Origin of the sequence: Leucobacter allii (assembly GCF_022919155.1) — a bacterium.
Taxonomy (GTDB): domain Bacteria; phylum Actinomycetota; class Actinomycetes; order Actinomycetales; family Microbacteriaceae; genus Leucobacter; species Leucobacter allii.
In genome coordinates, this window is sequence record NZ_CP095045.1 from 2902633 (window position 1) to 2929280 (window position 26648).

The following is a 26648-nucleotide window of genomic DNA, read 5'->3' on the forward strand; positions in this document are numbered from 1 at the left end:
CGAGGAGCGCGCTCATGGTCCAACGGTTCCCCGTCACGCTGACCCAGCTGGTCTACTTCACGGAGTGCGCGAAATCGCTGAACATGACCGCGGCGAGCCAGGAGCTGCACGTCGCGCAGTCCGCCGTCTCGACGGCCATCACCCAGCTCGAGCGCTCCCTCGGCGCATCGCTCTTCATCCGCCAGCACTCCAAGGGGCTCATCCTGACGTCCGCCGGCGAAACCCTGCTGCGAGACGCCCAGGGCATCTTCGGCGCGCTCACCGACGCCATCGACACGATCCGCGCCGACCAGCACCACGTGCGCGGCTCCGTGACCGTCGCCTGCTTCAACACGCTCTCCCCCTTCATGCTCCCGCAGCTGCTCGGCGGCCTGCGCGAGACCCATCCCGAACTCGAGGTCGAGCTCATCGAGGGCGATCACGACGCCTGCCTCTCCGCGCTTCGGGGCGGCAGGGCGGAGATCGCGATCACCTACGATCTGCCGGGCGGCGACGGCATCGCCCGCACGGTCATGGCCGAGTTCCGCCCGCACGTCATCGTCCATCCCGGGCACCCCCTCGCCGACGCGGGCACCGTCGCGCTGCGCCAGCTCGCGGACGACCCCTTCGTGCTCCTCGATCTGCCGAGCAGCAGCGACTACTTCCTCGCGATCCTGCGCGACGCGGGGATCGCCCCGAACATCCGGTATCGCAGCGCGAGCTACGAGACGGTGCGCGCCATGGTCTCGACCGGCCTCGGCTACTCGATCCTCAACCAGCGCCCGCGCACGACGGAGACCTACACCGGCGACCGCACCGTCGCGCTCGAGATCGCGGACGACGCGCCGAGTCTCAGCGTGGAGATCGCCTCACTCGCGCAGGTGAGGCGCTCGAGCCGCGCACGGGCCGTCGAGGAGGCCGTGCGCGCCCTGCTCGCCGATCCGGCCCACCCCGCCGCGCCCATCGTGCCGGCGTCCTCCGCCGGGTGACCCGGGCGGAGGCGCGCGATCAGGCCGTCGGACGGCCGCGAATGGCATGCATTCTCCAGATGCACATCTGCCTTGCCATCAGTTGATCTGATGCAGTTCACCGCGAACAACTATTGGCGCCGGGCACGCCGCGTGGGGTTTGCTGGGGGCGTCCGGAGCGGATCAGCCGCTCCGCGGCGCGCGGTCCCGGCCCGATGCCCGGCCGCGCCAGCTGTCGTCACGAGCGGAGAAGAAACGTATGTCGAGCCCAGAGATCGAGGCCACCGAGGTCCTCGTGGTCGGCGCCGGCCAGGCCGGAATCGCGATGAGCGAGCATCTGAGCGCGCGGGGGATCCCCCACGTCGTGCTCGAGCGCAGCCGCATCGCCGAGCGCTGGCGGAGCGAGCGCTGGGACTCCCTCGTCGCCAACGGCCCCGCCTGGCACGACCGCTTCCCCGGTCTCGAATTCGACGACGTCGATCCCGACGCCTTCGCTCCGAAGGAGCGGGTGGCGCGGTACTTCGAGGAGTACGTCGCGAGGTACGGCCTCCCGATACGCACCGGCGTCGAGGTGACGAGCGTGCGCCGCGATCCGAGCGTCGGCGGCTTCCGCGCCGAGACGAGCGCCGGCGCGTTCTCCGCCCGCTACGTCGTCGCGGCCACCGGCGCATTCCAGGTGCCCGCGTACCCCGCGATCGTGCCCGAGGAGGCCGGAGTCGACCAGCTCCACTCGAGCGGCTACCGCAATCCCGAGCAGCTGCGCGAGGGTGCCGTACTCGTGGTGGGCGCGGGCTCCTCGGGCGTGCAGATCGCCGACGAGCTCCGAGCGAGCGGACGCGAGGTGTACCTCGCGGTCGGCGCGCACGACCGCCCGCCCCAGCGCTACCGCGGCCGGAACTTCGTGTGGTGGCTCGGCACGCTCGGGCTGTGGGAGAAGGCCACGCCGCCGGCGGGCGCCGAGCACACCACCATCGCGGTGAGCGGCGCCCACGGCGGGCGCACGATCGACTTCCGCGACCTCGCCCGCGACGGCATCACCCTCGTCGGACGGGCGGAGACCTACGCCGACGGCGTGCTCGCCTTCGGCGGCGACCTCGAGCGCGACATCCGCCGCGGCGACGCCAACTACCTCTCGGTGCTCGAGCAGGCGGATGCCTTCGTCGCCCGCACGGGCATCCCGCTGCCCGAGGAGCCGAGCGCGTGGGAGCTCGGCCCGCTGCCCGAATCCGTCACCGACCCGCTCCGCGCGCTCGACCTCGCCGAGGCCGGCGTCACGACCATCGTCTGGGCCACGGGCTTCGGCGTCGACTACGGCTGGCTCGAGGTCGACGCCTTCGACGATCGCGGTCGGCCCGTGCAGCAGCGCGGCGTCTCAGAGGAGCCGGGCGTCTACTTCGTGGGCGTTCCGTGGCAGTCGCGCCGCGGCTCCAGTTTCATCTGGGGCTGCTGGCACGACGCAAAGTACATCGCCGACCAGATCGAGATCCAGCGGGGCTACCTCGCCTACACCGGGAACGCGCTCCCGGCGAGCACCGCGGCGACGACGCAGGACCCCGCGAGGGCCGCGACCTCCGTCACCGCCTAGCAGCCGCGCGGCCCGGCGCCGCGCCGCCGGCGCCTCCCCCGGGTCAGACCGTGAAGTCGCTCGCGGCGCGGGCCGCCGTGATGCGCTTCATCAGGTCGATGACCGGGAGATGCGTCGGGTGCCCGGCGTAGACCGCGAGGCCGTCGGCGTCGTCGAAATCCGCGACGAGGGTGAGGTCGTAGTTCTCGCCGTCGAAGAGCTCGTTGCGGTGCAGCGCGAGCGCGCGCACGGAGGGCACCGACTCGGCCAGCGGAGCGATCGCGGCGACGGCCTGCGCGGCCTGCGCGTCGCGCTCCTCCCGGGTCTCGCCGGTGAACTTCCAGCTGACGATGTGTCGCAGGGTCATGGGTGTCCTTCGCTCTCGAGGGTGGTCGCGCCGTGCGCGCGGGGTGCGGGATCTGGGATCGGGATCAGCCCTGGCCGAGGCGCGGCCGCCGCGCCGCCTTCGCGAGGGCCGAGGCGAAGCGCTCGGGATCCACCCGCCAGATCGCGTGACGGCGCCCGTTCACGAGCACGACGGGGATGTCCTCGGAGTGCTTCCGAGCGAGCGCCGCGTCGGCGAGGATGTCGAGCTCCTCGAGCGAGGTCTCCACGCCGTCGCGCTCGCGGACCTCCCCGCGCACCCGCTCCACGACCGCGCGCGCGTCGTCGCAGAGATGGCAGCCTGGCTTGCCGATGAGGGTGATCCGAACGTGCGTCACGGTCCCCCAGTCTAGGCGAGGCCGGCGGAGCCCTCGGGCACGCAAAAGGCGCCGGGCTCATGCCCGACGCCTTCCCATCGATCGCGGGCCGCCCGCTGGCGGCCGCGCCGACTACTTCTTGTTGCGACGCTGGTGACGCGTCTTCCGAAGCAGCTTACGGTGCTTCTTCTTGGACATGCGCTTGCGGCGCTTCTTGATCACAGAACCCACGGTCACCTCACAACGTCTCTCGGGCCGTCGGATTCGGGGCCCACAAAACACATATCCTACCCGGGGCGGCGCGCAACGGGAAATCCGGGCGCCGGATCGGGACCGGCGGAACGTCAGCCCTTCAGCCGGAAGCGCGCGACGAGTTCCTTCACGCGGTGCTCGGCGCGCGCCGCAGCGCGACCGATCCGCTCCGCCGCCGCCGCCGCCTCCTCCGGCAGCACCTCCCCCTCCTCGGCGAAGGGGTCGTCGCCCGCGGGCCCGGGCACCCGCTCGCCCTCCTCGGAGAGGTACTCCACCGTCACCTCGGTGTCGAACCCCGCCGAGAGGAAGGGGATCACGAAGTCCTCGACCATCTCGAGCGGTTCGGGATCGAGCGAGTAGTAGCGGTGCTGCCCCTCTTCGCGCACGGTCACGAGCTCGGCCTCGCGCAGCACCTTCAGATGCTTGGAGACCGTCGGCTGGCTGATCTCCAGCTGCCCGACGATCTCGGACACGCTGATCTCGGCATCCTGCTGGAAGCGCTCCAGCAGCACTCCGAGGATGTCGCGCCGCGTCGCATCGGCGATCACTCCGAAAATATCTGGCATGCGACAAGGGTAGCGGGGACCGCCGGGCGGAGCATGCTTTTCCGCGGCTTCGTCCCGGCGGCGCGATCCGCTGTGTAGCATGAAGCATCGAACCGGGAGCGTCTCCCGGTGCACCGGGCACGGGAAAGAAGGAGCAGTGAGGGCACGGGCCGTGAGCGGGCGGGCATCCGCCGCGCTCTCGCAGAAGTCGTGGGTCAGTGCGATGATCCACTCCTCCCCCGCACGATTCGCGCTGCTGATCTTCACGGGGCTGATCCTGCTGTGGACCGTGCTCCTGTCGCTGCCGTTCTCGAGCAGCACCGGCACGATCACGCCGCTCGCCGATGCGCTGTTCACCGCGGTCTCGGCGATCTGCGTCACCGGGCTCTCGACGGTGGACATGTCCGCGCACTGGTCGCTGTTCGGGGAGCTCGTCATCCTCGCCGGCCTCCAGATCGGCGGGATCGGCGTGCTCACCCTCGCGAGCATCCTCGGCCTCACGGTCACGCGCAGGCTCGGGCTCAGGCAGCGGCTGCTCGCCGCGGGAGACACGAACCCGATGCGCATGGGCCGCGACGTCTCCGAGAGCCAGGCCGTGGGGCTCGGCGACATCGGCGGGCTGCTCGCGGCCGTGGCGACGAGCCTCGTGGTCATCGAGGTCGCCCTGACCCTGCTCATCGCGCCGCGGCTCATGACCGAGGGGTACGACTTCTGGTCCGCGGTCTGGAACGGCTTCTACCTCGCCGCCTCCGCCTTCACGAACACGGGCTTCGTGCCGCTGGCCGGGGGCCTCGCCCCCTTCGAGACCGACGTCTACCTGCTGAGCGTGCTCGCGGTCGGCGTGTTCCTCGGCAGCATCGGCTTCCCCGTGATCTTCGCCCTCTACCGCTACGTCGTGGGCGGCGGCTGGCGGGCGCACAAGCGGCTCGGGCTGCACGCGAAGCTCACCCTCACCACGACGCTCGTCTTCGTGATCTTCGGCTGGCTCGCGATCGGCGTGCTCGAGATGAGCAATCCGGCGACCCTCGGCGGCCACGGCTTCTGGGACACGGTGCTGAGCTCCGGGTACATGTCGGTGATGACCCGCTCCGGCGGGCTCGGGATCATCGACCCCGCCCAGATGGAGGGGTCGACGCTGCTCGTCATGGACATGCTCATGTTCGTAGGCGGCGGCTCGGCGTCGACCGCGGGCGGCATCAAGGTGACGACGATCGCGGTGCTGTTCCTGGCCGCCTACGCCGAGGCCCGCGGCTATCAGGACGTGCAGGCCTTCGGCCGCCGGATCCCGAACGAGGTGCTGCGGGTGTCCGTGTCGATCCTCATCTGGGGGGCGACCATCGTGCTCGCGGCGACCGTGGCCCTCATGCACCTCACGGGCGAGTCCCTCGACTTCGTGCTGTTCGAGGTGATCTCGGCGTTCGGCACCTGCGGACTGTCCACGGGGCTCTCCGGGGAGGTCGGCGACGCCGGGAAGTACATCCTCGCCGCGACCATGTGGGCGGGCCGCGTCGGCACCGTCACGCTCGCCGCCGCCGTCGCGGCGACGAGCCGTTCGCGCATGTTCCGTCTCCCTGAAGAAAGGCCGATCGTTGGTTGATATTCGCAGTGACGCCCCGGTGATCGTCATCGGGCTCGGCCGCTTCGGCGCGGCCACCGCCGGGCAGCTGGACCGCCAGGATCGCGAGGTGCTCGTCGTCGACACCGACCCGCAGCTCGTGCAGAAGTGGTCCGACCGCGTGACGCACGCCGTGCAGGCCGACGCGCGCTCCATGGAGGCGCTCCGGCAGATCGGCGCCGACGAGTTCCAGATCGCCGTCGTCGCGACGGGCGCGTCGATCGAGTCGAGCGTGCTCATCGCCGCGAACCTCGTGGACCTCGGGATCCCGCAGATCTGGGCGAAGGCGATCTCGCTGTCGCACGGGAAGATCCTCGAGCGCATCGGGGTGAACCACGTCATCTACCCCGAGCGGGAGGCCGGCGAGCGCGTCGCGCACCTGCTCAGCGGCAGCATGCTCGACTTCATCCAGTTCGACAACAACTACGTGATCGCGAAGATGTACCCGCCGCGATCGATCCGCGGGCGGTCCCTCGCCGAGAGCGGCGTGCGCACCCGCTACCGCGTGACCGTCGTCGGGGTGAAGACCCCGGGCCAGCCGTTCACGCACGCGACCCAGGACACGGTGGTCTCGCCGCACGATCTCATCATCGTGAGCGGCGCGGCCGCCGACGTGGAGCGCTTCGCCGCGATCGGGTAGCGCGCGGCATCATTCCCAGACGTGCTCGCCCCAGGCGATCAGCTCGTCCACGATCCCGCGGATCTCCGCCGCGGCGAAATGGGTGGGTTCCCACGCCGCGTAGATCGGCATCCGCACCCGGGCGCCCGCCGTGTCGACGAGCGGCCGGGCGACGAGGCCGAAGCTCGGCCTGCCGAGATCGATGCCGACGCCGTCGCCCGACGCGGCGCGCGCCATCACGAGTTCCGAGCTTACCGGCTCCGCGACGACCCGCACGCGCTCGCGCACGGGCCACAGCGCCTCATCGATGATCCTCCGCAACCCCGAGCCCGCGGAGAGCAGCACGAGCGGGTGGGCGACGGCCTCGCCCACGCCGACCGTCTCCCGCCCCGCGAGCGGATGGGTCTCGGGCACGAAGACGGAGACGCCGTTCGTGCCGACCAGCTTCGAGCCGAGCCCGAGCGGCGGGGGCAGGGTGTTGACCGCCAGATCGGCCTCGCGCCGGCTCACGTGCCCGTACACCCGCACCGCGAGGTCGATCGCGGCGTCGACGATGGGGGCGCCCGTCGCCGCGACGAAGGGGGCGATGACGCCGCGGACCGTGGCCTCCGGGCAGGCCACGCGCAGCCGGGTCGCGCCGCCGGCGGCCATGCGTTCCAGGGCGTCGCCGACGTCGCCGGCGTGGTCGAGGAGCTCCCTGGCGAGCCCGACGAGGTGGGATCCGCCCGAGGTGAGGATCAGCCGGGTCGGCGTGCGCTCGAAGAGCCGGACCCCGATGCTCCGTTCGAGCTGCTGGATCTGACGCGAGAGCGCGGGCTGCGTGAGATTCAGCCGGACGGCGGCGGCCGAGACGGAGCCGGCCTCCACGACGGCGAGGAAGTGGCTCAGCAGGCGCAGATTCAGCGGGTCATGCATGCTGAGCATACTAATTGCAACAAAGCATCATTTGACCGCATGTAACGTCGTTGCTGGAATGAGTGCACTGCCGGCCGCACGGTCGCAGAAGCGCAAAGGACACCGATGTCAGCCGAACCCCACGTCTCCCGATCCACCGAAGCGAAAACCGCGGTGGCGACCTTCGTCGGCACCGCGATCGAGTGGTACGACTTCTTCATCTTCGGAACCGCCGCGGCCCTCGCCTTCGGCCCCGTCTTCTTCCCCGAGGCCACGCCCGCCGTCGGCCTGCTCGCCTCGTTCGCGACCTTCTGGGTCGGATTCATCGCCCGCCCCATCGGAGGGCTCATTTTCGGCCATCTCGGGGACACCCTCGGCCGGCGCGGCACCCTCGTCGCGACGCTGCTCATCATGGGCGTCGCCACGACCGCCATCGGGCTCCTGCCCGGCTACGCGACGATCGGGATCTGGGCGCCGATCCTGCTGGTCGTGCTCCGCGCCGTCCAGGGGCTCGGCCTCGGCGGCGAGTGGGGCGGCGCCGTCACCATGGCCACCGAGAACGCCCCCGAGAAGCGACGCGGTCTCGCGGGGAGCTGGGTGCAGCAGGGTTCGCCGATGGGCTCGATCCTCGCGACGCTGGTGTTCCTGTCCGTCGGCGCGCTGCCGGACGAGCAGTTCCTCTCCTGGGGGTGGCGGATCCCCTTCCTGGCCTCCTCGCTCCTGGTCCTCGTCGCCCTCATCGCCCGCGTCACGGTCGAGGAGACCCCGTCATTCACCCGGATGCGCGCGGAGCAGACCGTCGCGAAGGCGCCGATCGCCGAGGCGTTCCGGATCGCGCCCGTCGCGATCCTCCTGGGGATGGGTGCGAGCGCGATCGGCATCGCCGCGGCGTACTTCAACAACACCTTCAGCCTGGCCTGGGCCACGACGGAGCTCGGCGTCGACCGCACGACGATGCTGAACATCCTCCTCATCATCGCCGTCGTCCAGTTCGTGGTCCAGCCGCTCGCCGCGCTCATCGCGCACCGCATCGGCATGGCGCGCTTCATGAGCATCATGCTCTGCGCCGGTCTCCTCACCACGATCCCCACGTATCTCCTCATCGCGACCGGCGAACCGGTGCTGATCACGGCGGGCCTCGCGCTGTCGACGATCTCCGGGGCCGCCTACTTCGCGCTCCTGGCCGGCTTCCTCGCCGACGCCTTCCCGCCCCGCGTCCGCTACTCCGGCCTCTCCATCGCGTACCAGCTCTCCGCCACGATCGTCGGCGGCGCCACGCCGCTCGTCGCCCAGTCCCTGCTCAACGCGTTCGGCGGGGCGGTCTGGGGCGTCGCCGGCTACCACCTCGTGCTCCTCGCCATCACGCTGCTCTGCGTCGTCGCGCTGGCGCGGCACGTGCGACGCGGCCGGGAGCAGGGTTCGGGCCCCTCCGGCGCCGTGCTCCCCGATCCGGCTCCGACGGCGGCGCGCGCGGGATCGGAGCGGCCCGATGCATGAGCTCCCCGTCACCCGCTTCCGCGCGGGCGCCGTCTACTCCGCCGGCTCCGCGGATGTCGAGTCATTCGCGGTCGGCGGGGGCCGGATCATCGCGACGGGCACCCACGCGGAACTCGCCGACCGCTTCCCCGGCGCATCCTGCGTCGACCTCGGCGACCGTCTCGTCGTGCCCGGTTTCAACGACGCGCACGCGCACTTCGCGGACGCGGCGCAGGGCCGGCTCGAGCTCGACGTGGCGCCGGCGCACGCTCCCGATGCGCCGGCCCTCCTGCGGCGCCTCGCCGGCGCGACCCCCCGCTCCTCCGGATGGGTGATCGCCGCCGGCTACGACGACTCGCTCAGCGGGGCGATCAATCGCGAAGCGCTGGACGCGGCGCTGCCGGATCGGCCCGTCCTCGTACGCCACGTATCGGCCCACTGGGCCGTGCTGAACTCGGCGGCGCTCAGGGAGCTCGGGATCGACGAGACGGTCGTCGACGGCGGCGGGGGCAGCTACGGCCGAGACGGCGCCGGGCGGCTCGACGGGCGCATCTACGAGCGCGCGCTCCTCTCGCGCTACGTGTCGCGGAGCGGTGCGGGGCCGGCGCCGATCCCCGCGCCCCGGCCCGCAGAGGTGGTCGACGCGTACCGCGCGGCCCTCGCGGAGTGGAACGCCTACGGCATCACGTCGAGCTGCGACGCCTTCGTCGGCGGGCAGCAGCTCGGCGTGCACACCGCGGCGCACCGCGCGGGCCAGCGCTCGCTGCGCGTCGGGATGCTGCTCGCGGCCGAGTGCTACGACGATTACGCGGCGCTCGGCCTCGGCACCGGGATGGGCGACGAGTGGCTGCGCATCGCCGGCGTCAAGGCGTTCGTGGACGGGGCGATCGGCGGCCGCACCTGCTTCGTCTCCGAGCCGTTCTGCGGCACGCACGACCACGGATTGCGGATCACCTCGCCCGAGGAGCTGCACGCCCTCGTGCGCCGCGTGCACGGCGACGGCAACCGGCTCGGGATCCACGCGAACGGCGACGCGGCCATCCGCATGCTCCTCGACGCGTACGAGGCGGCGCAGCGTGACGACCCGCGGCCCACGCGCCACCGCATCGAGCACTGCAGCATCGTCGACGACGACATCATTCGCCGGATCGCCGCCCTCGACCTCATCGTGACGCCGTTCGCGCGCTACGCGAGCTTCTACGGCGGTCGGCTGGAGCGATGGTACGGGAAGGACCGCACCGAGCGCATGTTCGCGCATCGGGCGCTCCTCGACGCCGGCGTGACCGTCGCGGCGTCCACGGATCACCCGGCGAGCCCGGTCTCCCCCTTCGCCGCGATGCAGTCGCTCGTCACCCGCACCGGCGACGACGGGAGCCTCGTGGGAGCGGTCCAGCGGATCACCCCGGCGGAGGCGCTCGCCGTGTACACGGCCGGCTCCGCCGCCGCGACCGGCGAGGAGCGTCGGAAGGGACGCCTGCTCCCCGGCATGCTCGCCGACTTCGCCGTGCTCGACGCGGACCCGAGGGCCGTCGATCCGTTCGCGATCTCGGAGATCGCCGCCGTGCGCACCTACGTCGACGGCGAGCTCGTCTTCAGTAGGGAGTAGCCGCCGACTCGCGATCGGGAGGAGCCGCTACGCCCCCGCCTCGAGCTCCTCGGAGCGGCGGACGTTGGCGGCGAGCGCACGGTCGAAGAGCCCGCCCCAGTCCGCATCCTGGAGCACGAGGACCGCCTGCTCCGTCGTGCCCTTCGGGCTCGTGACCCGGCGTCGGAGCTCGGCGGGCTCCTCGCCGCTCGCCGCCCAGAGCTCCGCGGCCCCGCGGATGGTCTGCTGCACGAGCGTTCTCGCCTGCGCCGGATCGAAGCCGCGGCGCTCGGCCGCGGCGAGCATCTCCTCCGCGTAGAGGTAGAGGTAGGCGGGCCCCGATCCGGAGACCGCGGCGACGTCGTTGATCTGCGACTCGCGCACCTCGAGGACCTCCCCGACCGTTTCGAACAGTCGCCGCACGACGGAGATCTCGGCGGATCCCGCCGCCGCCCCGGCCGCGATCCCCGTGACGCCGAGACCGATCTGCGACGGCGTGTTCGGCATCGCGCGGACGACGGGGGTCCCCTCCGGCAGCTCGGCCTCGATCGCCGCGCAGGGGATCCCCGCGGCCACGCTCACGACGATCGCTCCCGGCGCGAGCTCCCCGGCGATCTCGCGCACCGCGTCGACGACCATCCAGGGCTTCACGCCGAGCACGACGACCGCCGCGCCGCGCACGGCGCGGCGGTTCGCCTCGGGGTCGGTCTCGGCGGCGTGCGCAACGACGTCGGGCGACCCGGCGAACGCGGCCGCGCTGGCCGCCGATCGCGTCGTGACCGCGATGGGCCGCTCGATCCGCACCTCCGGGTCGCGCAGCCCGGCGAGAATCGCCCCGCCCATCGAGCCGACCCCGATCATCGCGGTGCGGGGAAGGACGTCGTCTGCCTGGACTGCTCGGTTCTCGCTCACCCGCACAGTCTACGATCGGGCGCGCCTCGACCCGGCGCGCATTCCCCGTTCCGCGAGCCGCGCCCCGTAGAATGGCGGACAGTACGGATCACCGGCAGATCAGGTCCCCAGGAGGCATCCCGACATGAGCGCGTCAGGCGGCGGCAAAGCGATCATCGCGGCGTTTCTCGCCAACTTGGGCATCGCGATCACGAAGTTCATCGCGTGGGCGTTCTCCGGCTCCTCCTCGATGCTCGCCGAGGGCGTGCACTCGCTCGCCGACTCGGGCAACCAGATCCTGCTGCTCATCGGCGGCAAGCGCGCGCAGCAGCGCGCCGACAAGGAGCACCCCTTCGGCTACGGCCGCGTGCGCTACGTCTACGCCTTCGTCGTCGCGATCGTGCTCTTCTCCGTCGGCGGGGTGTTCTCCATCTACGAGGGCATCGAGAAGGTGCAGCATCCGCACGCGCTCGAGGTCTGGTGGCTGCCGCTGCTCGTCCTCGTGATCGCGATCGTCCTCGAGAGCTTCTCGCTCCGCACCGCCGTCAAGGAGAGCCTGCCCCACAAGGGCGACTCCAGCTGGTTCCAGTTCATCCGCCGCTCCAAGGCGCCCGAGCTGCCGGTCGTGCTGCTCGAGGATCTCGCGGCGCTCACCGGCCTCGTCTTCGCGCTGCTCGGCGTCGGCCTCACCGTGATCACCGGGAACGGCCTCTTCGACGGCATCGCGACGATCCTCATCGGCGTGCTGCTCGTCGGAGTCGCGCTCATCGTCGGCATCGAGGTGAAGAGCCTCCTCGTCGGCGAGGGCGCGAGCGACGAGGACATCGCGAAGATCGAGGCCGCGATCCTCGACTCGAAGGACATCGGCCGCATCATCCACATGAAAACCCTCTACCTCGGGCCCGATGAGTTCATGGTGGGCGCGAAGATCGACGTGGCCGCGACGGCGACGATGGGCGAGGTCTCGGCGATCGTGAACCTGGCCGAGCGCCGCATCCGCGACGCCGTCCCCGCGGCCCGCGTCATCTACCTCGAGCCCGACGTCTACCTCGATCCGAACGCCGACACGCCGTCGACGAGCTCGATCGTGATGCTCTCGAGCGACTGAGCTGCGGCGGGCGCCGCGGGCTCTGACGCGCTACCGGCGCTCGGCGAAGAACTCCCTGAGGAGCGCGGCGCTGTCCGCCGCCCCCACTCCGGCGACGACCTCGGGCACGGGGTGCGGGAGCCTGCCGTCTCGCAGCAGGTCGTAGACGCTGCCCGCCGCCCCCGCCTTCTCGTCCCAGGCGCCGAACACGACGCGCGGCACGCGCGCGGCGAGGATCGCGCCCGCGCACATGACGCAGGGCTCGAGCGTCACGACGAGCGTGCATCCCGCGAGGACCCGGTCCCCGAGCTCGCGCGCCGCGGCGCGGATCGCCAGGACCTCGGCGTGCGCGGTCGGATCCCGACCCGCCTCCCGATCGTTCCGCCCCGAGCCGATCTCCCGCCCCTCGGCGTCGAGCACGATCGCGCCGACCGGGATCTCCCCGGCCTCCCCGGCCTCGCGCGCGAGCGCGAGGGCGCGATCCATAACCGCGAGATCGGAGCGCGATGGGGGGAAGGGCGGCACGGCACCTAGGATAGTTGCATGCGAGTCTTCGTTGCGGATCATCCCCTCATCACCCACAAGTTGACGGTGCTGCGCAACGCGAAGACGCCGCAGCCCACGTTCCGGCTCCTCATCGAGGAGCTCATGACCCTGCTCGCCTACGAGGCGACCCGCGAGGTGCGCGTCGAGCCGCACGAGATCGAGACCCCCGTGGCGCCCACGACGGGCGTGCGCCTCAGCGAGCCGCTGCCGCTGATCGTGCCGATCCTGCGCGCCGGCCTCGGCATGCTCGAGGGCATGGTGAAGCTCGTACCGACCGCCGAGGTCGGCTTCCTGGGCATGGCCCGCGACGAGGAGACGCTGCAGCCGACCACCTACGCGGAACGGCTCCCCGACTCCCTCGCGGGCCGCCAGTGCTTCGTGCTGGATCCGATGCTCGCGACCGGCGGCTCCCTCGCCGCGGCGATCAGATTCCTCTTCGACCGCGGCGCCGACGACGTGACGGCGATCTGCGTGCTCGGCACCCCCGAGGGCGTCGAGGCGATCCGCGAGGCCGCGGGGGACCGCGAGGTCACGCTCGTGCTCGGCGCGCTCGACGAGGGGCTCGACGAACAGGCCTACATCGTCCCCGGTCTCGGCGACGCCGGCGATCGGCTCTACGGCACCGTCGACCACTGAGCCGCGTGCGACCGGGTCCGGCCCCCGCGCGGGTGCGGCCCCCGGCGCGACCGGGTCCGATCAGCGCCGCGCGGCGGGGTCGGGGTCGGGGTCGTCCCGGGCGTCGAGCGCGAGCGTGAGGTAGGCGAGGTCGCGCCAGCCGCCGAATTTCGCGCCCACCTCGCGCAGCACTCCGGCGCGCTCGAAGCCGAGGCGCTCGTGCATCGCGATGGAGCCGGTGTTCGCGGCGTCGATCGCGGCGACCATGACGTGCTTGCCGAGCCGCCTGGCCCGCACGACGAGGGCCTCCATCAGGGCGCGTCCGACGCCGAGCCCCTGCCGGTCGGCGCGGACGTAGACGGAGTGCTCGACCGTGTGCCGGTACCCGTCGAAGGCGCCGCGGTAGGCACCGAACGCGGCGTAGCCGAGGACCTCCCGACCGCCCGCCGCCTCGTCGACCGCGACGAGCACCGGATATCCGAGCCGCTCGTGCTCCGCGAGCCACGCTTCCCGATCCGCCGCGGTGACCTGCTGGCTGGACCAGACCGCCGTCGAGCGCGCGATGGCCTCGTTGAGGATGGCCGCGATCCCGGGCAGCTCGGCGGGCGTCGCGTCGCGGATCTCCATGCGGCAACTGTAGCGCCGGCCGTGAGGCGCCGGCGGCGGTGCGCCGTCGCGTGGACGGCGTCGCTTGACACCGCGAGGAATGATTTGCTTAACTTGGCGTTATGCATGAATCCACTCGTCCCCAGTCCGCCTTCGAGGTGAACATTGGGCAGACCGGCATGATGATGGCCGGTCGGGGTGTCATGCGCTGTCGAATGTGCAAGTGAACGATTTCCGATAGTCCGTTCCGCATCTGCGCGCCTCCTCTGAGACGCGCTCCCCTCTGAGCCGCCGCCCCGGTCGGCCGCTCTCCGCGCATCGCCGATCGGCGGCGCGCGTCTCGCATTCCGCGGCCCCGCCGCTCCCCGTCGCATCGACGGGTCGACAGCTTCCGAAGGACATCATCATGGCTTCCACCACCGCCCCCCGCACGCTCCGTTCCGCCCGCCCCGACCTCGCCGCCGAGCTGCCCGTCCAGGCCGCGCCCGAGCGCAACGTGCCCGAGGGCACCGAGGTGCGCGGCTTCGCGCTCTACGTCGGCCTCGCCGATGACAAGATCGCCGACGGCGATCCCCGCCTCGGCGCCATCGTGACGCGGATCAAGCAGCTCGTCGCCGAGCTCTCCCCCGCCGCGGAGACCTACGCCGCCGTCGCACTCGCCCCCGAGGGCACCGGCGGCCGCGACGTCGACGTGGTGCGGCTCGCGCTCGGCGATCCCGCGGCGCACGCGCGTCAGAAGCAGCACGAGCAGGATGCGGACGACCGCGCCGCGAGCGGCGTGATCCTCGACCTCTCGCGCAAGCGGGTGCTCCTCGACAACGTGGCGGCGGCGCTCACCTTCCGGGAGTTCGAGCTCCTGCAGTACCTCGTGCTCCGCGAGGGCCGCACGGTCAGCCGCGAGGAGCTCATCACGGCGCTCTGGAGCGACGCCTCCGAGGAGGAGACGCCGAGCGAGCGCACCATCGACGTGCACATCCGCCGCCTGCGGGTGAAGCTCGCGCAGTACCAGGACATCGTCCGCACGGTGCGCGGCACGGGGTACCGCTTCGACCGGCACGCGGACGTGTCGATCCTCAGCACGGCGGCGCCGAGCCCCGACGTTTTCTAATCTGGCATTCCAACCGCGCCGCGGCCGCTCTTCCACGGGCTCCGCTCCTGCGGTAACGTCGATGGCAGATCAATTCCGAAGGAGATCGACATGACCACGCTGCCCCCCGAGGGACAGGACGGCCAGACTCCGGCCGACCAGACCCCGAACGTCCCCGCGCCCGAGGCTCCGGTCCCGCCCGCGGCCCCCGCGGCTCCGGAGACCCCGCAGTACCAGGCGCCGCAGCAGCCCGCGCAGCCCCAGTACCAGGCTCCCCCGGCCGCCCCCCAGTACCAGGCGCCCGCCGGGGGCCAGACGCCGCCCCCGGGCGGCTACCAGCAGCCCCAGCCGGGGTACGCGCAGCCGGTCAGCGATCCGGTGAGCAACGTCACGCTCAACTACTGGCTGTCGGTGTTCTTCACCTGGATCCCTGCCCTCATCTTCTTCCTCATCGAGAAGGACAAGGGCAACCGTCAGGCCTACGACTACCACCGCGACAACCTGAACTTCTCGCTGCTGCGCGTCGCGGCGGTCATCGCCGCCTACATCCTGATGGTCATCCCCTACATCGGCTGGGTGCTCGCCATCATCGTGTGGATCGGCCTCGCCGTGCTGTTCGTGTTCCACATCATCGCGGCCGTCAAGGCGCCGCAGTCGTACCGCAACGGCGAGCGTCCGCCGTTCATCTTCAACATCCCCCTCGTCAAGTAGCGGGATCCCCGACGGCCCCGGCACCCCTCGCGGGTGCCGGGGCCGTCGGCGTTCCCCCACCCACGGCGCCGCCCAGCAATCCGCAGGGCTCCCGATCCGCATGGCCCCCGGTCCCGACCTCCCCGGCCCCGCGATCCCCGCGGCCCGCGATCCGTGCGGCGCCCGATCCCCGCGGCCCCCGATCCGTGCGGCCCCCGATCCCCGGCCCCGATCGCCGCGGCCCCCGGTCTTCGCACGTCAGAAGATGTCGTCTGAAGCGGCTTCAACCCGCATTTCATGACGTGCGAAACCCGGGCAGGGCAGGGCGAGACAGACGAGTCGGGCAGGGTCCGACGGGGAGGCCGGGCGGCTCGGGATCGGCGGGCCCGGGTGCGAGACGGGCGCGGGTGCGGGGCGAGCGGGCTCAGCCGGCCTGGCCGGCGCGCCGCCGCTCGGCCCCGCGCCCCGGTTCCCCCGAGCGGCGCGCTCGGCCTTCCGCGCGCGGCGCTCCGCCCGCCAGGCGTTCCACCGCTCCCAGAACCGCGCGAGCACCTTCCGCAGCCAGCCGAGCAGGCGCCGCGCCCAGTGGTACTCGGTGCCGAGGATCGTGAGGCCGATGAACACGATGAGCCAGCCGGGCCCGGGCAGTGGCACGAGGATCAGCCCCACGACGGCGACCACGATTCCGAGGGTCGTCACGACGATCTTGTAGAGCGAGTTCAGCCAGGGCCTGCGCCGGATCGCCGCGCGGCCGCGCTCCATGAACCGGCCGAAGCGGCGGCCCAGGCGATGCGCGCGCTCCGCGTCGTCGGCGTACGGGTCTCCCATGGTCCGAGCGTACGCGACGGTGCTGGCAGGACGCCGGGATGGCCGGAGTGCCGACCGGGCCGATCCCTCGGCGAGCCCGGTGGCCAAGGCGCGAGCCGGGGGCGAGCACCGGGGCGCGCACCCGGGGCGCGCCCCCGAGACAGGAGCGCGGCAGCCGTCGCCGCATCGCCCGCGGGGCCCGGGTCGCGCGCCGCCGCCCTAGACTGGGCCCGTGAAGGAACGCTGGCGCGCTGTGGCCCGGGCGACCGGGCTCGTCTCCCCCGACGGGTCGACCCGACCCACGATCTTCGCCGAGATGACGGCGCTCGCGCAGGCGAGCGGGGCCGCGAACCTCGGCCAGGGCTTTCCCGATGAGGACGGTCCCGCGTGGATCCGCGAGGCGGCGATCGCGGCGATCCGGGAGGGCGCGAACCAGTATCCGCCCGGGCGCGGGATCGCCGAGCTCCGGGAAGCCGTCGCGGCGCACCAGCGACGCCATTACGGCATCGAACTCGATCCCGCGACGGAGATCCTCATCACCGCGGGGGCGACCGAGGCGCTCACCGCGGCCGTGCTCGCGCTCGCGGGCCCGGGCGACGAGGTGGTCACCCTCGAACCATTCTACGACTCGCATGCCGCCGCGATCGCGCTCGCCGGGGCCACGCACGTCACGGTGCCGCTCGCCCCCGACCCGACCGGCGGCTTCCGAGTGGACCTCGACGCGCTCGACGCGGCGGTCGGCCCGCGCACGCGCGCGATCCTCGTGAACTCCCCGCACAACCCGACCGGCGCCGTGCTCGGCGCCGAGGAGCTCGCGCGGATCGCCGCCGCCGCGCAGCGCGCCGACGCCATCGTCGTCACCGACGAGGTGTACGAGCACCTCGTCTTCGACGACGCCGCCCACATCCCGATCGCGAGCCTGCCCGGCATGGCGGAGCGGACGCTCACGGTCTCCTCGGCCGGCAAGACCTTCTCCCTCACCGGCTGGAAGGTCGGCTGGGTCTCGGGGCCGGCGGGGCTCATCGAGGCGGTCCTCGCGGTGAAGCAGTTCCTCACCTACTCCGGCGGCGCGCCCTTCCAGCCCGCGATCGCCCGCGCGCTCTCCGAGGGGGACGCCGACGTCGCCGGGCTGCGGGATTCGCTCGCCGCCAGACGGGACCGGCTGGTAACCGGGCTGCGCGCCGCGGGATTCTCCGTCGTCGTGCCGCACGGCACCTACTTCGTCTGCGCGGACGCGACGCCGTTCCTCACCCCCGATACCCCGGACGGCGCCGCCTTCGCCCGCGCCCTGCCCGGCCGAGCGGGGGTCGCCTGCGTGCCGCTCTCGGCGTTCTGCCGCGAGGGATCCGCCACGGCGCGCGCACTCGCCCCCTGGGTGCGATTCACCTTCGTGAAGGACGCGGCGACGCTGGACGCCGCGATCGATCGGCTCAGCGCGCTCCGAGGCTGAACACCGGATCGCCGTTCCGCAGAATCGGCGCAGGCGCGTCGGATCGGGGACGGCGCACCGGATCGGTGGCCGCGCACCGGATCGGGGACGGGCTCCGCCGCATGCCCCCGATCCGGATCCGCTCAGAGCGGGGCGACCTTGCCGGTGACGCCATGCGGATCGATGACGAACTTGCGCGCCACCCCGGCGTCGAACTCCGCGTAGCCCTTCGGCGCGTCCTCGAGCGAGATCGCCGTCGCGTGGACCGCGTCCGCGATGCGCACCCTGTCGTGCAGGATCGCCTCCATGAGCCTCCGGTGGTATTTCATGACCGGGCACTGCCCCGTCGTGAACGAGAGCGCCTTCGCCCATCCGAGACCGAGGCGCAGCGACAGCGATCCGACCTTCGCCGCCTCGTCGATGCCGCCGGGATCGCCCGTCACGTAGAGGCCGGGGATGCCGAGGGCGCCACCCGCCTCCGTGATGTCCATGAGCGTGTTGAGCACGGTGGCCGGCGCCTCCTGCGCGCCGTGCCCGTGCCCCCGCGCCTCGAAGCCGACCGCGTCCACCCCGGCGTCGACCTCCTCGCGACCGAGGATGCGCGCGATGCCCTGGCGCGGGTCCTCCTGCGAGACGTCGATCGTCTCGCAGCCGAAGGACGCGGCCTGCGCGAGACGGTCGGCGTTCATGTCGGCGACGATGACCGCGGCCGCGCCGAGCAGCTGCGCACCGACGGCGGCGGCGATGCCGACGGGCCCCGCCCCGGCGACGTAGACCGATGACCCCGGGCCCACGCCCGCGCTCACCGCCCCGTGGAAGCCGGTCGGGAAGATGTCGGAGAGCATGGTGAGATCGAGGATCTTCTCGAGCGCCTGGTCGCGATCGGGGAACTTCAGCAGGTTCCAGTCGGCGTACGGCACGAGCACGTACTCGGCCTGGCCGCCCACCCAGCCGCCCATATCGACGTAGCCGTAGGCGCTGCCGGGGCGATCGGGGTTCACGTTCAGGCAGATCTCGGTGCGCTGCTTCTTGCAGTTCGTGCAGCGTCCGCAGGAGATGTTGAACGGCACCGAGACGACGTCGCCGGACTTGATGAACTCGACGCCGGGGCCGACCTCCACGACCTCGCCGGTGATCTCGTGGCCGAGGATGAGGCCGGCGGGCGCGGTCGTCCGGCCGCGCACCATGTGCTGATCCGAGCCGCAGATGTTCGTCGTCACGACCTTCAGGATGGCGGCGTGCGGCAGCTTCCGCCCGACGTTGGCGGGATTCACCCCCGGCCCGTCCTGCAACTCGAACGTCGGATAGGCGGTGTCGACCACCTCCACGACCCCCGGCCCCTGGTACGCGACTGCCCGGTTTCCTGCCATGACGACCTCCTTGTCGATACGGTGGGTGCGGCCTCGAGTACCGGCCGCACCCCCACGCTCTCAGCCGCCGGCGAGCGTGTCAAGGACCGGGGCGCCGCGCGCGGATCGTGTAGCTCAGCGGCGCGACTCCCGAGCGCTCGGCGAGCTCCCATTCGCCGTCGGGCCGCAGGCTCATCTGCCCGGGCAGGGCCTCCCAGGGGACGCAGTCGTGCTCGACGAGCAGTTCGATGCGGAGGCCGGCGTCGATGAGCGCGGTGACGATCTCCCCGAGCGAGTGGTTCCACTCGTAAGTCTTCGTCGCCCGGAGGGCGGCGGCGGTCGGCACGTAGCTCTGCTCGTCGTCCCACTCCGTCGGCGCCGCGTGCTCGAAGTAGGGGTGCCGCAGGTGCAGGTCGTCGTCGAGCGTCTCGTCCATGGCCCAAAGGATCGGGTGCCCTTCGCGGATGAACAGCGCGCCGTTCGGGGCGAGCAGCGCCGCGACGACCGCCGCCCACTCGTCGACGTGCGGCAGCCAGCACAGGGCGCCGATGCCGGTGTAGACGAGCTCGAACGCCCCGCGCGGCAGCGCCTCGGCGGCCGCACGCACATCGGCGCGCACGAAGTCGACGGCGTCGCCGGTCTCCGCGACGAGGCGGCGCCCCTGGCGGACGGCCTCCTCCGAGAAGTCGAGGCCCGTGACGCGCGCGCCGAGCCGCGCGAGGGAGAGCGTGTCGGTGCCGATATGGCACTGGAGGTGGGCGGTCCTGAGCCCCGCGACGTCGCCGAGCCTCGGCAGGTCGAAGCGGACGACGTCCGAGAGCGCCGAGCGGTCGTCGATGTAGCGCTGCACCCCGTAGCCGCTGCCGTCGCGCGCCGCGTGCAGTGCCGCGCGTTCGTCCCAGTTGGCTCGGTTCACGGCGAAGTAGTCGGGGGTCATCGACGCTCCTCGGGGTTCGGCGGGGGCGGTGACGGAGGGTCGCCGCGTCGGCGCGACGACCGACGACGCGGCCGCGGACGCGGCCGCGATTCGGAGTCTACCGTCGCCCGTAGGATGGGAGCACCATGGCGGAAGAGAAGAATCGCGGCGCGCGCTCGCAGACCCTCGATCGCGCGCTCGACGCGCTCGAGCTGCTCGCCGACGGGCACCGCCGCACGAGCCAGGAGCTCGCCGACGAGCTCGGCCTGCACCGTTCGATCGTCTACCGCATGCTGCGCACCTTCGAGGATCACGGCTTCGTCGCACGGGTCGCCGACGGACGCTATACCGTGGGGCTCGGCGTCGCCGCGCTCGCGGATGCGGGGATCGTCGGCGCGGAGTCGCGCATCGGCGACGTGCTCGAGGAGCTCGCGAACGCCTCGGGAGCGACCGCCCTGTTGTCGGTGCCGCAGAAGGACCACGCGGTCGTCCTCGCCGCGGCCCGGCCGTCCGGCAGCACGGCCGCCGTCGCGATCCGGCGCAGCACGCGCCTGCCGCTCGACCGCGGAGCCCCTGGGCTCGCGATCCTCGCCCTCGAGGCGCCGCGCCCGTACGAGCCGGACGAGGCCGTGCTGGCCCGGACGACGGGGTACGTGCACTCGAAGGGCGCGCCTTTCCCCGGCTTCGATGCCGTCGCGCGGCCGGTGCGGCTGGAGGACGGCCAGTCGGCGAGCATCTCCGTAGTATTCCCGAACGCCGCGGTCGGGCTGGGTGAGGCGCTGCCGCCGCTGCGGCACGCCGTTGCGCGGATCGAGCACCCCGACGATCTCTGGACGGTGTAGCGGGCCGGCACCCGACGTCCCGGCGGGCGCGGCGGGCGCGGCCGGCGCACGCGCGGCTATCCACTTTGCGAAACTCCTGTCGCATCACCACGGTCGCGCGTAGCATAAAGCTCACATATCGAACTTGATCCACTCAAGAGTTCGCATATGGAGCTTGAATCGCAACGGTGCGGACCCGGTGTCGGCGCCGCAATCAGGAGGCAGCAGGACACTATGACGAGCATTGGCATTGTCGGAGCAGGCGTCGCGGGGCTCCACCTCGGACTGCATCTGCGCCAGCAGGATCTCGACGTGACCATCTATACGAACCGATCGGCCGAGGACGTCGCCGACGGCCGCATCATGAACAGCGTCGCCCACATGAGCGCCACGATCGATATCGAGCGCGAGCTCGGCATCGCCGACTGGCCCGAGACCGACGCCGAGTACTCCTACCACCACCACTACAACGGCTGGGGCGAGGAGCGGCGGTTCTCGGCCGCGTTCGCCGAGCCGGCGCGCATCATCGACTACCGGATCTACCTGCCGCGGCTCATGCGCGAATTCGAGGAGCGGGGCGGCCGGATCGAGCTGCGCAACCTGTCCGTCGCCGATATCGAGCGGCTCACCGAGCAGCACGACCTCGTCGTGGTCTCCACCGGCAAGGGCGAGATCGGTGCGCTCTTCCCCCGCCGAGAGGACCGATCCCCGTACACCTCGCCGCAGCGCAAGCTCGCCGTCGGCTTCTGGAAGGGGGTCGCGCCGCGGGAACCGCGCGGCGTGGAGATCAGCGTCGTGCCGCCCGCCGGCGAGCTGCTGGTGCTCCCGATGTGGTCCTTCTCGGGCGCCGTGAACGCCCTTCTCTTCGAGAGCGCACCCGGCGGGCCGCAGGAGATCCTCACGGACCAGCGCTACGAGGACGACCCCGCCGCCTACCGGGAGCTCGTCCTGCGCATCCTCGAGGAATTCCACCCCTCCGTCTTCGAACGCGTGGATCCCGCTGCGTTCGAGCTGCAGTCCGGGGAGAAGGACATCCTCCAGGGGGCGGTGACCCCGGTGCTGCGCGAGGACTACGCGCTGCTGCCGAACGGCAAGTACCTCCTCGCCCTCGGCGACGTGCACATGACCGTCGACCCCGTGCAGGCCCAGGGCGCGAACTCCGCGGCCTACTCGGCGAAGGTGGTGGCGGACACGATCCGCGAGGACCGCGTCTTCGACGAGCGTTTCATGCGCAAGGTCGCCCGGCGCCGCGCCGAGCGGTTGGAGGCGGCGACCGACTGGGTGAACACCATGATCCGGAATCCGCCGGCCCCGCAGATCCCGCAGCTCTTCAGCGAGATGGTGCGCAACCAGGCCCTCGCCGATCGCTTCACCGAGAACTTCAACGCCCCCATCCGCCAGATCGACCTGCTGGCCACGCCCGAACGGGTCGCCGCGGCGATCGCCGAGACCTCCGAGCACTGACGAGAGGAACGACCGTGCACAAGCTCACCGTCCTGTACCCCGAACCGACGGACCGCGCCGCCTTCGTCGCCTACTACGAGGGCACGCACCTGCCGCTCGCCGCTGCGCTTCCCGGCCTGCTCGACTGGCGCTACAGCGTCGAGGTCTCGACCGGCCCCGCCGGCGAGCCGGCGCCCTACTTCGCCGTATTCGAGGCGGAGTTCGCCGACGCGGAGGCCTTCCGCGCGGCGATGGCCTCTCCCGAGGGGCTGGCGGTCGCCGCCGACGTGCCGAACTACGCGACCGGCGGCGCCACCGTCCTGGACTACGCCGTCACCGGAGGAGGAGCATCATGACCGAGCTCAGCCCGCAGCAGCTCGAGTTCCGGCAGGCGATGTCGAACCTCGCGGCGGCGGTCCACGTCGTCACCACGGACGGTCCGCACGGCCGGCTGGGGATCACCGTCAGCGCGGCGTGCTCCGTGACCGACGCCCCGCCCACGTTCCTCGTCTGCATCAACCGATCGAGCTCCGCGCACGACATCTTCTCCGACAACGGGCGGCTCGCGCTCAACGTCCTCGCCGGCGACCAGGAGGAGCTCGCCAGGCACTTCTCCGGCCAGACGCGAGTGCCCATGGACGAGCGCTTCGCTTGGGATATCTGGGAGGATCTGGCCGGGATCCCGACCGTGCGCGAGGCGCGGGTCGCCCTCGCCGGCCGCATCGCGAGCCGGATCGAGCAGGGCACCCACACGATCTTCCTCGTGCGGGTGGAGGGGATCAGGCACCGCGAGAACACACCGGGGCTCGTCTACGACAGCCGGGCATTCCACGCGATCGGCGCGGCGGCCTGAGCCCATGTCGTCCGACCGCGTCATCCCGGGGCTCGCGGCGCGCGCCACGACCGTGGCCGCGGCGCGCTCCCTCGGCGCGGAGCTGTACTATCCGCACGAATTGACGCCCCTCGCGCGCCCCGAGCGGTTCCACTTCACGGCGGTGGCGGCGCGACTCGGCGCCGTCACCGCCGGGCTGCTGAGCTACTCCTCGTCGATCCGGATCGACACCGAGCCCTATCTCACCTCCTTCCAGATGAACGTCCCCCTGCGGGGGCAGCTGCGCACCTCCGTCGGCGAACGCCGGGTCGACGCCACGCGCGCCCGCGCCGCCGTGTACGGGCCGGACGTGCCGACCGCCATCAGCGGCTGGGAGCAGCCCTGCGTCATGCTCGCGGTGAAGATGGACCGGGCGCTCGTGGAGGCCCGCGTGGCCGCCGAGCGCGGGCCGGGTTCGGCGGAGCGCTTCGCACCGGAGCTCGACGTGCACGCCGGAGCGGGGGCCGCGTGGATCGCCTCGGTGCGGATGCTGATCGCGACCGTGCAGCGCGTCCCCGATCTCGATGAGGGTCTCGCCGAGCACCTCGCGGGGCGCTGCATCGACGGCTTCGTGCTCGCGGCCCTCGGCAGGGAGCCGGAGCCGCGCGCGCCAGCGGCCGATGCCGCGATCGTCGACCGCGTGCGCGAGGCGATCGTCTATACCCGAGGCCCGGCGCTCACGCTCGGGGCGATGGCCGACTACGCGGGCGTCTGCGGGCGCAGCGTCCAGCTCGCCTTCCGCGAGGTGCTCGGCACGACGCCCATGCGGGTGCAGCGGGAGGAGCGCCTGCGACGCGTGCGCGCCGAGCTGAACGCCGGTGATCCGCGGTGCGACACCGTTGCGGCGGTCGCCAGACGGCACGGCTTCCTCCACCTCGGCCGCTTCTCCGGGCTGTACCGCGAGCGTTTCGGCGAGGCGCCGTCGTGCACGCTCGCGGGTTCCGGTCGCGCCGGTGCGACCGCCCACGGCTGAGGGCCGGCCCGGGAACGAGAAAACCCCCGGCGGGCCGGGGGTTCTTCGTGACTCCGGTAGCTGAGGCGGGGCTCGATCCCGCGACCTCACGATTATGAGTCGTGCGCTCTAACCAGCTGAGCTACTCAGCCAAACTTCCGGCAGAACCGGCAGAGTCAGAGCCCCGAGCCAGGATTGAACTGGCGACCCCTTCCTTACCATGGAAGTGCTCTACCACTGAGCTATCGGGGCGCGATCACCGTGCGATGACAACCGTTAGAGAATAGCACTTTTCGCGAAGCGATGCGAAATCTGCTTGGCTAGTCGTGCACCCCTGGCGCGTCGCGCCGCACGGGGACTCGGCGGCATCAGAGGAGGACATGTGAACGGCCGGATCGTGGCGATCGTGGGGGCGGTACTGGCGCTGTGGATGAGCGTCGGCCGGTGGGCGTTCGGGATCGGCGGCACCCTGAGCTGGTGGTACGCGCCGACGATCGGCCTCGGCTTCCTCGCCCTCCACCTCTGGCTCGCCCGGCGCCTGCGCATCACGCGGGATCGCGGCAAGCGCACGAGCCGCAGCACCATCGTCTCGCTCACACTGTCGTGGGCCTGCGCGATCGGCTTCGGCCTGACCGTTCCGGATCGCGCCGGCGACGAACTGGTATCGATCCTGAGCCTCGCGGCCGGATCGGGATTCTCCGCTGAGATGTCCATCGCGCTGTGCAACCCCTTCGGCATCCTCGCCTTCGCGCTCCTCGTGGCGGCGCTCGGCTTCTCCGCCGCGGATGCGCGCGATCCCAAGCCGGAGGAGGACGAGATCCCGGGCGAGGGCGGAATGGTGCGGCACCCGCTCGCCTGAGGTGCGTGGGCTCACTGTCGCGCGGGCTCACGGTCGCGCGGATCGTTGCGCACGCCCTGCGCCACTACCGCGACCGACCGTGCCCGCTCGCGAGACTCGTGCAACTGCGCGAAACCCTACGATCTGCGCGAGACCCTACGACATGTGCCGCTCACAACATAGGGTCTCGACGACAACGTAGGGTCTCGACAACGTAGGGTCTCGCGCGGAGCACGGGCGCGGAGCGCTGAGGGCTCGAGGGGAGCATGAGCGGGGCCCGCACGTTCCCCGGGAAGGAGGCGTACGGGCCCCGACGAGCGGAGGGTAGGGGATTTGAACCCCTGGTACAGGGTTACTGCACGCTTGTTTTCAAGACAAGTTCCTTCGGCCGCTCGGACAACCCTCCGCCGTCGAGCTTAGCAAAGCGCCCCCGGCGGACAGACGCACCCGCTACGCTCCTCACCATGAGCTCCTCCGACGCCGGGCGACGCGAACCGGCTCCCCGCGACGCGATCCTCATCGCCCCGGCCGCCCTGCACGCGCAGCTCGAGGCCGAGCGCGATCTCCCCGAAGCCGCTCCGCGGACGCGCGTGCTCGACGTGCGATGGACGCTCCCCCGCCCCGACGGTCGCGCCGACTTCACGGCCGGGCGCATCCCCGGCGCCGCGTACGTCGACCTCGACGCCGAGCTCGCCGCGCGCCCCTCGCCGCGCGACGGCCGCCACCCGCTCCCCGACCCGGCGGCGTTCCAGCACGCCGCGCGCTCCTGGGGCATCCGCGCGCAGGATCGAGTCGTCGCGTACGACGGCGGCGGCAACCTCGCCTCGGCCCGCGTCTGGTGGCTGCTGCGCGACGCCGGTTTCGACCGCGTGCGCCTGCTCGACGGCGCGCTCCCCGCTTGGACGGACGCCGGACTGCCGCTCGAGACCGGTCCGGCCGCAACGCCCCGGCCCGGCGACGTGGTGCTCGGATCCGGCGGGCTCCCCGTGCTCGGCATCGACGGCGCACCGGGCGCCGGCGACGTCGCGGCGTTCATCGCGGACGGCGGCGCGCTGCTCGACGCCCGCGCCGCCGAGCGCTACCGCGGCGACGCGGAGCCCGTCGACCCGAGGGCCGGCCACATCCCCGGCGCGCTGAGCGCGCCCACCGGAGGCAATCTCGACGCCGCCGGATGCTTCCTGCCCGGCGCGGCGCTCCGGGAGCGCTTCGCCGCGCTCGGTGTCGTCGACGGCCGCGCCGTGGGCGCCTCCTGCGGCTCCGGGGTCACCGCGGCCCACGAGCTCGTCGCCCTGGCGCTCGCGGGCTTCGACGGCGCGCTCTATCCCGGCTCCTGGTCGCAGTGGGCGCATCGCGCGGAGCTGCCGCTCGCGACGGGCGACGCGCCCGGGTCCTGACACGGTACCTCGCCCGGCGCGGGGCCTCGCCCGGCGCGGAGCCTCGGCCGACGCGGAACCTCGCCCGACGCGGACGTCGCACCGCGCGAACGTAGAACCGCGCGGACG

Annotated in this window: 29 protein-coding genes and 3 tRNA genes; 18 read left to right on the forward strand and 14 right to left on the reverse strand. The window is 72.1% G+C overall.

What is annotated here, in order from left to right:
- Positions 1-14: 14 nt before the first annotated feature.
- Together MUN78_RS13410 and MUN78_RS13415 are read left to right on the forward strand one after the other, a co-directional pair.
- On the forward strand, positions 15-968 hold the full coding sequence (locus MUN78_RS13410; RefSeq protein ID WP_244727064.1) for a LysR family transcriptional regulator: 954 nt from the start codon (positions 15-17) through the stop codon (positions 966-968).
- Between the two features lie 238 nt (positions 969-1206).
- On the forward strand, positions 1207-2532 hold the full coding sequence (locus MUN78_RS13415; RefSeq protein WP_244727066.1) for a flavin-containing monooxygenase: 1326 nt from the start codon (positions 1207-1209) through the stop codon (positions 2530-2532).
- A gap of 43 nt (positions 2533-2575) precedes the next feature.
- On the opposite strand, the gene MUN78_RS13420 is transcribed toward MUN78_RS13415, so the two are convergent.
- From MUN78_RS13420 to MUN78_RS13435, 4 genes are all read right to left on the reverse strand, one after another.
- Entirely contained in the window at positions 2576-2878 is a 303-nt protein-coding gene (locus MUN78_RS13420) for a Dabb family protein (RefSeq protein ID WP_244690648.1), read from the reverse strand.
- A gap of 64 nt (positions 2879-2942) precedes the next feature.
- Positions 2943-3233, reverse strand: coding sequence for a glutaredoxin family protein (locus MUN78_RS13425; protein ID WP_244727068.1), 291 nt, complete (start codon positions 3231-3233; stop codon positions 2943-2945).
- 111 nt (positions 3234-3344) lie between these two features.
- Positions 3345-3443 (reverse strand): 30S ribosomal protein bS22, encoded by a 99-nt coding sequence (locus tag MUN78_RS13430; RefSeq protein ID WP_005504750.1) that lies wholly within the window; start codon positions 3441-3443, stop codon positions 3345-3347.
- Between the two features lie 113 nt (positions 3444-3556).
- A complete protein-coding gene (locus tag MUN78_RS13435; RefSeq protein WP_244727070.1) occupies positions 3557-4030 on the reverse strand; it encodes an ArsR/SmtB family transcription factor in 474 nt (157 codons plus the stop codon).
- Positions 4031-4232: 202 nt separating this feature from the next.
- On the opposite strand from MUN78_RS13435, the gene MUN78_RS13440 reads away from it, so the two are divergent.
- Positions 4233-5606 carry a TrkH family potassium uptake protein gene (locus tag MUN78_RS13440; RefSeq protein WP_244730096.1) on the forward strand — a complete coding sequence of 458 codons (1374 nt, stop codon included), beginning with the start codon at positions 4233-4235 and terminating at the stop codon, positions 5604-5606.
- Positions 5599-6264 (forward strand): potassium channel family protein, encoded by a 666-nt coding sequence (locus MUN78_RS13445; RefSeq protein ID WP_244690653.1) that lies wholly within the window; start codon positions 5599-5601, stop codon positions 6262-6264. Before MUN78_RS13440 ends, MUN78_RS13445 begins: the two co-directional genes overlap by 8 nt.
- A gap of 9 nt (positions 6265-6273) precedes the next feature.
- Here the strand turns inward: MUN78_RS13445 and MUN78_RS13450 are convergent, their stop codons facing one another.
- Positions 6274-7158 (reverse strand): LysR family transcriptional regulator, encoded by an 885-nt coding sequence (locus tag MUN78_RS13450; protein WP_244690656.1) that lies wholly within the window; start codon positions 7156-7158, stop codon positions 6274-6276.
- 105 nt (positions 7159-7263) lie between these two features.
- Here MUN78_RS13450 and MUN78_RS13455 point away from each other — a divergent pair, with 105 nt between their 5' ends.
- Together MUN78_RS13455 and MUN78_RS13460 are read left to right on the forward strand one after the other, a co-directional pair.
- The gene (locus MUN78_RS13455; protein WP_244727071.1) at positions 7264-8634 is read left to right on the forward strand and encodes an MFS transporter; all 1371 of its coding nucleotides are present in this window, start codon (positions 7264-7266) and stop codon (positions 8632-8634) included.
- The gene (locus MUN78_RS13460) at positions 8627-10219 is read left to right on the forward strand and encodes an amidohydrolase (protein ID WP_244727073.1); all 1593 of its coding nucleotides are present in this window, start codon (positions 8627-8629) and stop codon (positions 10217-10219) included. Before MUN78_RS13455 ends, MUN78_RS13460 begins: the two co-directional genes overlap by 8 nt.
- 27 nt (positions 10220-10246) lie before the next feature.
- On the opposite strand, the gene proC is transcribed toward MUN78_RS13460, so the two are convergent.
- Positions 10247-11059 (reverse strand): pyrroline-5-carboxylate reductase, encoded by an 813-nt coding sequence (proC, locus tag MUN78_RS13465; protein WP_244730097.1) that lies wholly within the window; start codon positions 11057-11059, stop codon positions 10247-10249.
- 175 nt (positions 11060-11234) lie between these two features.
- Between proC and MUN78_RS13470 the strand changes: the two genes are divergently transcribed.
- Complete coding sequence (locus tag MUN78_RS13470; RefSeq protein WP_244727075.1) at positions 11235-12197, forward strand: cation diffusion facilitator family transporter; 963 nt, start codon at positions 11235-11237, stop codon at positions 12195-12197.
- 30 nt (positions 12198-12227) lie between these two features.
- Here the strand turns inward: MUN78_RS13470 and MUN78_RS13475 are convergent, their stop codons facing one another.
- Positions 12228-12662 carry a nucleoside deaminase gene (locus MUN78_RS13475; RefSeq protein ID WP_244730099.1) on the reverse strand — a complete coding sequence of 145 codons (435 nt, stop codon included), beginning with the start codon at positions 12660-12662 and terminating at the stop codon, positions 12228-12230.
- 57 nt (positions 12663-12719) lie between these two features.
- Between MUN78_RS13475 and upp the strand changes: the two genes are divergently transcribed.
- Entirely contained in the window at positions 12720-13358 is a 639-nt protein-coding gene (gene upp / locus MUN78_RS13480) for a uracil phosphoribosyltransferase (protein WP_244727076.1), read from the forward strand.
- Between the two features lie 60 nt (positions 13359-13418).
- Here the strand turns inward: upp and MUN78_RS13485 are convergent, their stop codons facing one another.
- On the reverse strand, positions 13419-13964 hold the full coding sequence (locus tag MUN78_RS13485) for a GNAT family N-acetyltransferase (protein WP_244727078.1): 546 nt from the start codon (positions 13962-13964) through the stop codon (positions 13419-13421).
- Positions 13965-14349: 385 nt separating this feature from the next.
- Here MUN78_RS13485 and MUN78_RS13490 point away from each other — a divergent pair, with 385 nt between their 5' ends.
- Together MUN78_RS13490 and MUN78_RS13495 are read left to right on the forward strand one after the other, a co-directional pair.
- Positions 14350-15051, forward strand: a complete 702-nt coding sequence (locus MUN78_RS13490; protein ID WP_244727080.1) for a winged helix-turn-helix domain-containing protein — start codon at positions 14350-14352, stop codon at positions 15049-15051.
- A gap of 90 nt (positions 15052-15141) precedes the next feature.
- Positions 15142-15741 carry a DUF4870 domain-containing protein gene (locus MUN78_RS13495; RefSeq protein WP_244727082.1) on the forward strand — a complete coding sequence of 200 codons (600 nt, stop codon included), beginning with the start codon at positions 15142-15144 and terminating at the stop codon, positions 15739-15741.
- A 237-nt stretch (positions 15742-15978) separates the two neighbouring features.
- Here the strand turns inward: MUN78_RS13495 and MUN78_RS13500 are convergent, their stop codons facing one another.
- Positions 15979-16548, reverse strand: a complete 570-nt coding sequence (locus MUN78_RS13500; protein WP_244727084.1) for a TIGR02611 family protein — start codon at positions 16546-16548, stop codon at positions 15979-15981.
- 211 nt (positions 16549-16759) lie between these two features.
- Here MUN78_RS13500 and MUN78_RS13505 point away from each other — a divergent pair, with 211 nt between their 5' ends.
- The gene (locus MUN78_RS13505; protein WP_244727085.1) at positions 16760-17977 is read left to right on the forward strand and encodes a pyridoxal phosphate-dependent aminotransferase; all 1218 of its coding nucleotides are present in this window, start codon (positions 16760-16762) and stop codon (positions 17975-17977) included.
- Between the two features lie 122 nt (positions 17978-18099).
- Here the strand turns inward: MUN78_RS13505 and fdhA are convergent, their stop codons facing one another.
- Both fdhA and MUN78_RS13515 read right to left on the reverse strand, forming a co-directional pair.
- The gene (fdhA, locus tag MUN78_RS13510; protein ID WP_244727087.1) at positions 18100-19326 is read right to left on the reverse strand and encodes a formaldehyde dehydrogenase, glutathione-independent; all 1227 of its coding nucleotides are present in this window, start codon (positions 19324-19326) and stop codon (positions 18100-18102) included.
- A gap of 79 nt (positions 19327-19405) precedes the next feature.
- Positions 19406-20242 (reverse strand): class I SAM-dependent methyltransferase, encoded by an 837-nt coding sequence (locus MUN78_RS13515; RefSeq protein ID WP_244727089.1) that lies wholly within the window; start codon positions 20240-20242, stop codon positions 19406-19408.
- A 125-nt stretch (positions 20243-20367) separates the two neighbouring features.
- On the opposite strand from MUN78_RS13515, the gene MUN78_RS13520 reads away from it, so the two are divergent.
- From MUN78_RS13520 to MUN78_RS13540, 5 genes are all read left to right on the forward strand, one after another.
- The gene (locus MUN78_RS13520; protein WP_244727091.1) at positions 20368-21063 is read left to right on the forward strand and encodes an IclR family transcriptional regulator; all 696 of its coding nucleotides are present in this window, start codon (positions 20368-20370) and stop codon (positions 21061-21063) included.
- 213 nt (positions 21064-21276) lie between these two features.
- Complete coding sequence (locus MUN78_RS13525; RefSeq protein ID WP_244727093.1) at positions 21277-22506, forward strand: styrene monooxygenase/indole monooxygenase family protein; 1230 nt, start codon at positions 21277-21279, stop codon at positions 22504-22506.
- Positions 22507-22520: 14 nt separating this feature from the next.
- Positions 22521-22841: an EthD family reductase gene (locus tag MUN78_RS13530; protein ID WP_244690680.1), complete on the forward strand. Its 321-nt coding sequence runs from the start codon at positions 22521-22523 to the stop codon at positions 22839-22841.
- Complete coding sequence (locus MUN78_RS13535; RefSeq protein WP_244690682.1) at positions 22838-23338, forward strand: flavin reductase; 501 nt, start codon at positions 22838-22840, stop codon at positions 23336-23338. The genes MUN78_RS13530 and MUN78_RS13535 overlap by 4 nt, the downstream gene beginning before the upstream one ends.
- A 4-nt stretch (positions 23339-23342) precedes the next feature.
- Positions 23343-24329, forward strand: a complete 987-nt coding sequence (locus tag MUN78_RS13540; RefSeq protein ID WP_244727095.1) for an AraC family transcriptional regulator — start codon at positions 23343-23345, stop codon at positions 24327-24329.
- 57 nt (positions 24330-24386) lie between these two features.
- Here the strand turns inward: MUN78_RS13540 and MUN78_RS13545 are convergent.
- Positions 24387-24460, reverse strand: a tRNA-Met gene (locus MUN78_RS13545).
- A gap of 28 nt (positions 24461-24488) precedes the next feature.
- Positions 24489-24560 (reverse strand) — tRNA-Thr (locus MUN78_RS13550).
- A 130-nt stretch (positions 24561-24690) separates the two neighbouring features.
- On the opposite strand from MUN78_RS13550, the gene MUN78_RS13555 reads away from it, so the two are divergent.
- Complete coding sequence (locus MUN78_RS13555; protein WP_244727096.1) at positions 24691-25167, forward strand: hypothetical protein; 477 nt, start codon at positions 24691-24693, stop codon at positions 25165-25167.
- Positions 25168-25464: 297 nt separating this feature from the next.
- Here MUN78_RS13555 and MUN78_RS13560 read toward each other — a convergent pair.
- Positions 25465-25552, reverse strand: a tRNA-Ser gene (locus MUN78_RS13560).
- Between the two features lie 58 nt (positions 25553-25610).
- Between MUN78_RS13560 and MUN78_RS13565 the strand changes: the two genes are divergently transcribed.
- Positions 25611-26540 (forward strand): sulfurtransferase, encoded by a 930-nt coding sequence (locus tag MUN78_RS13565; RefSeq protein WP_244727098.1) that lies wholly within the window; start codon positions 25611-25613, stop codon positions 26538-26540.
- Positions 26541-26648: the final 108 nt, after the last annotated feature.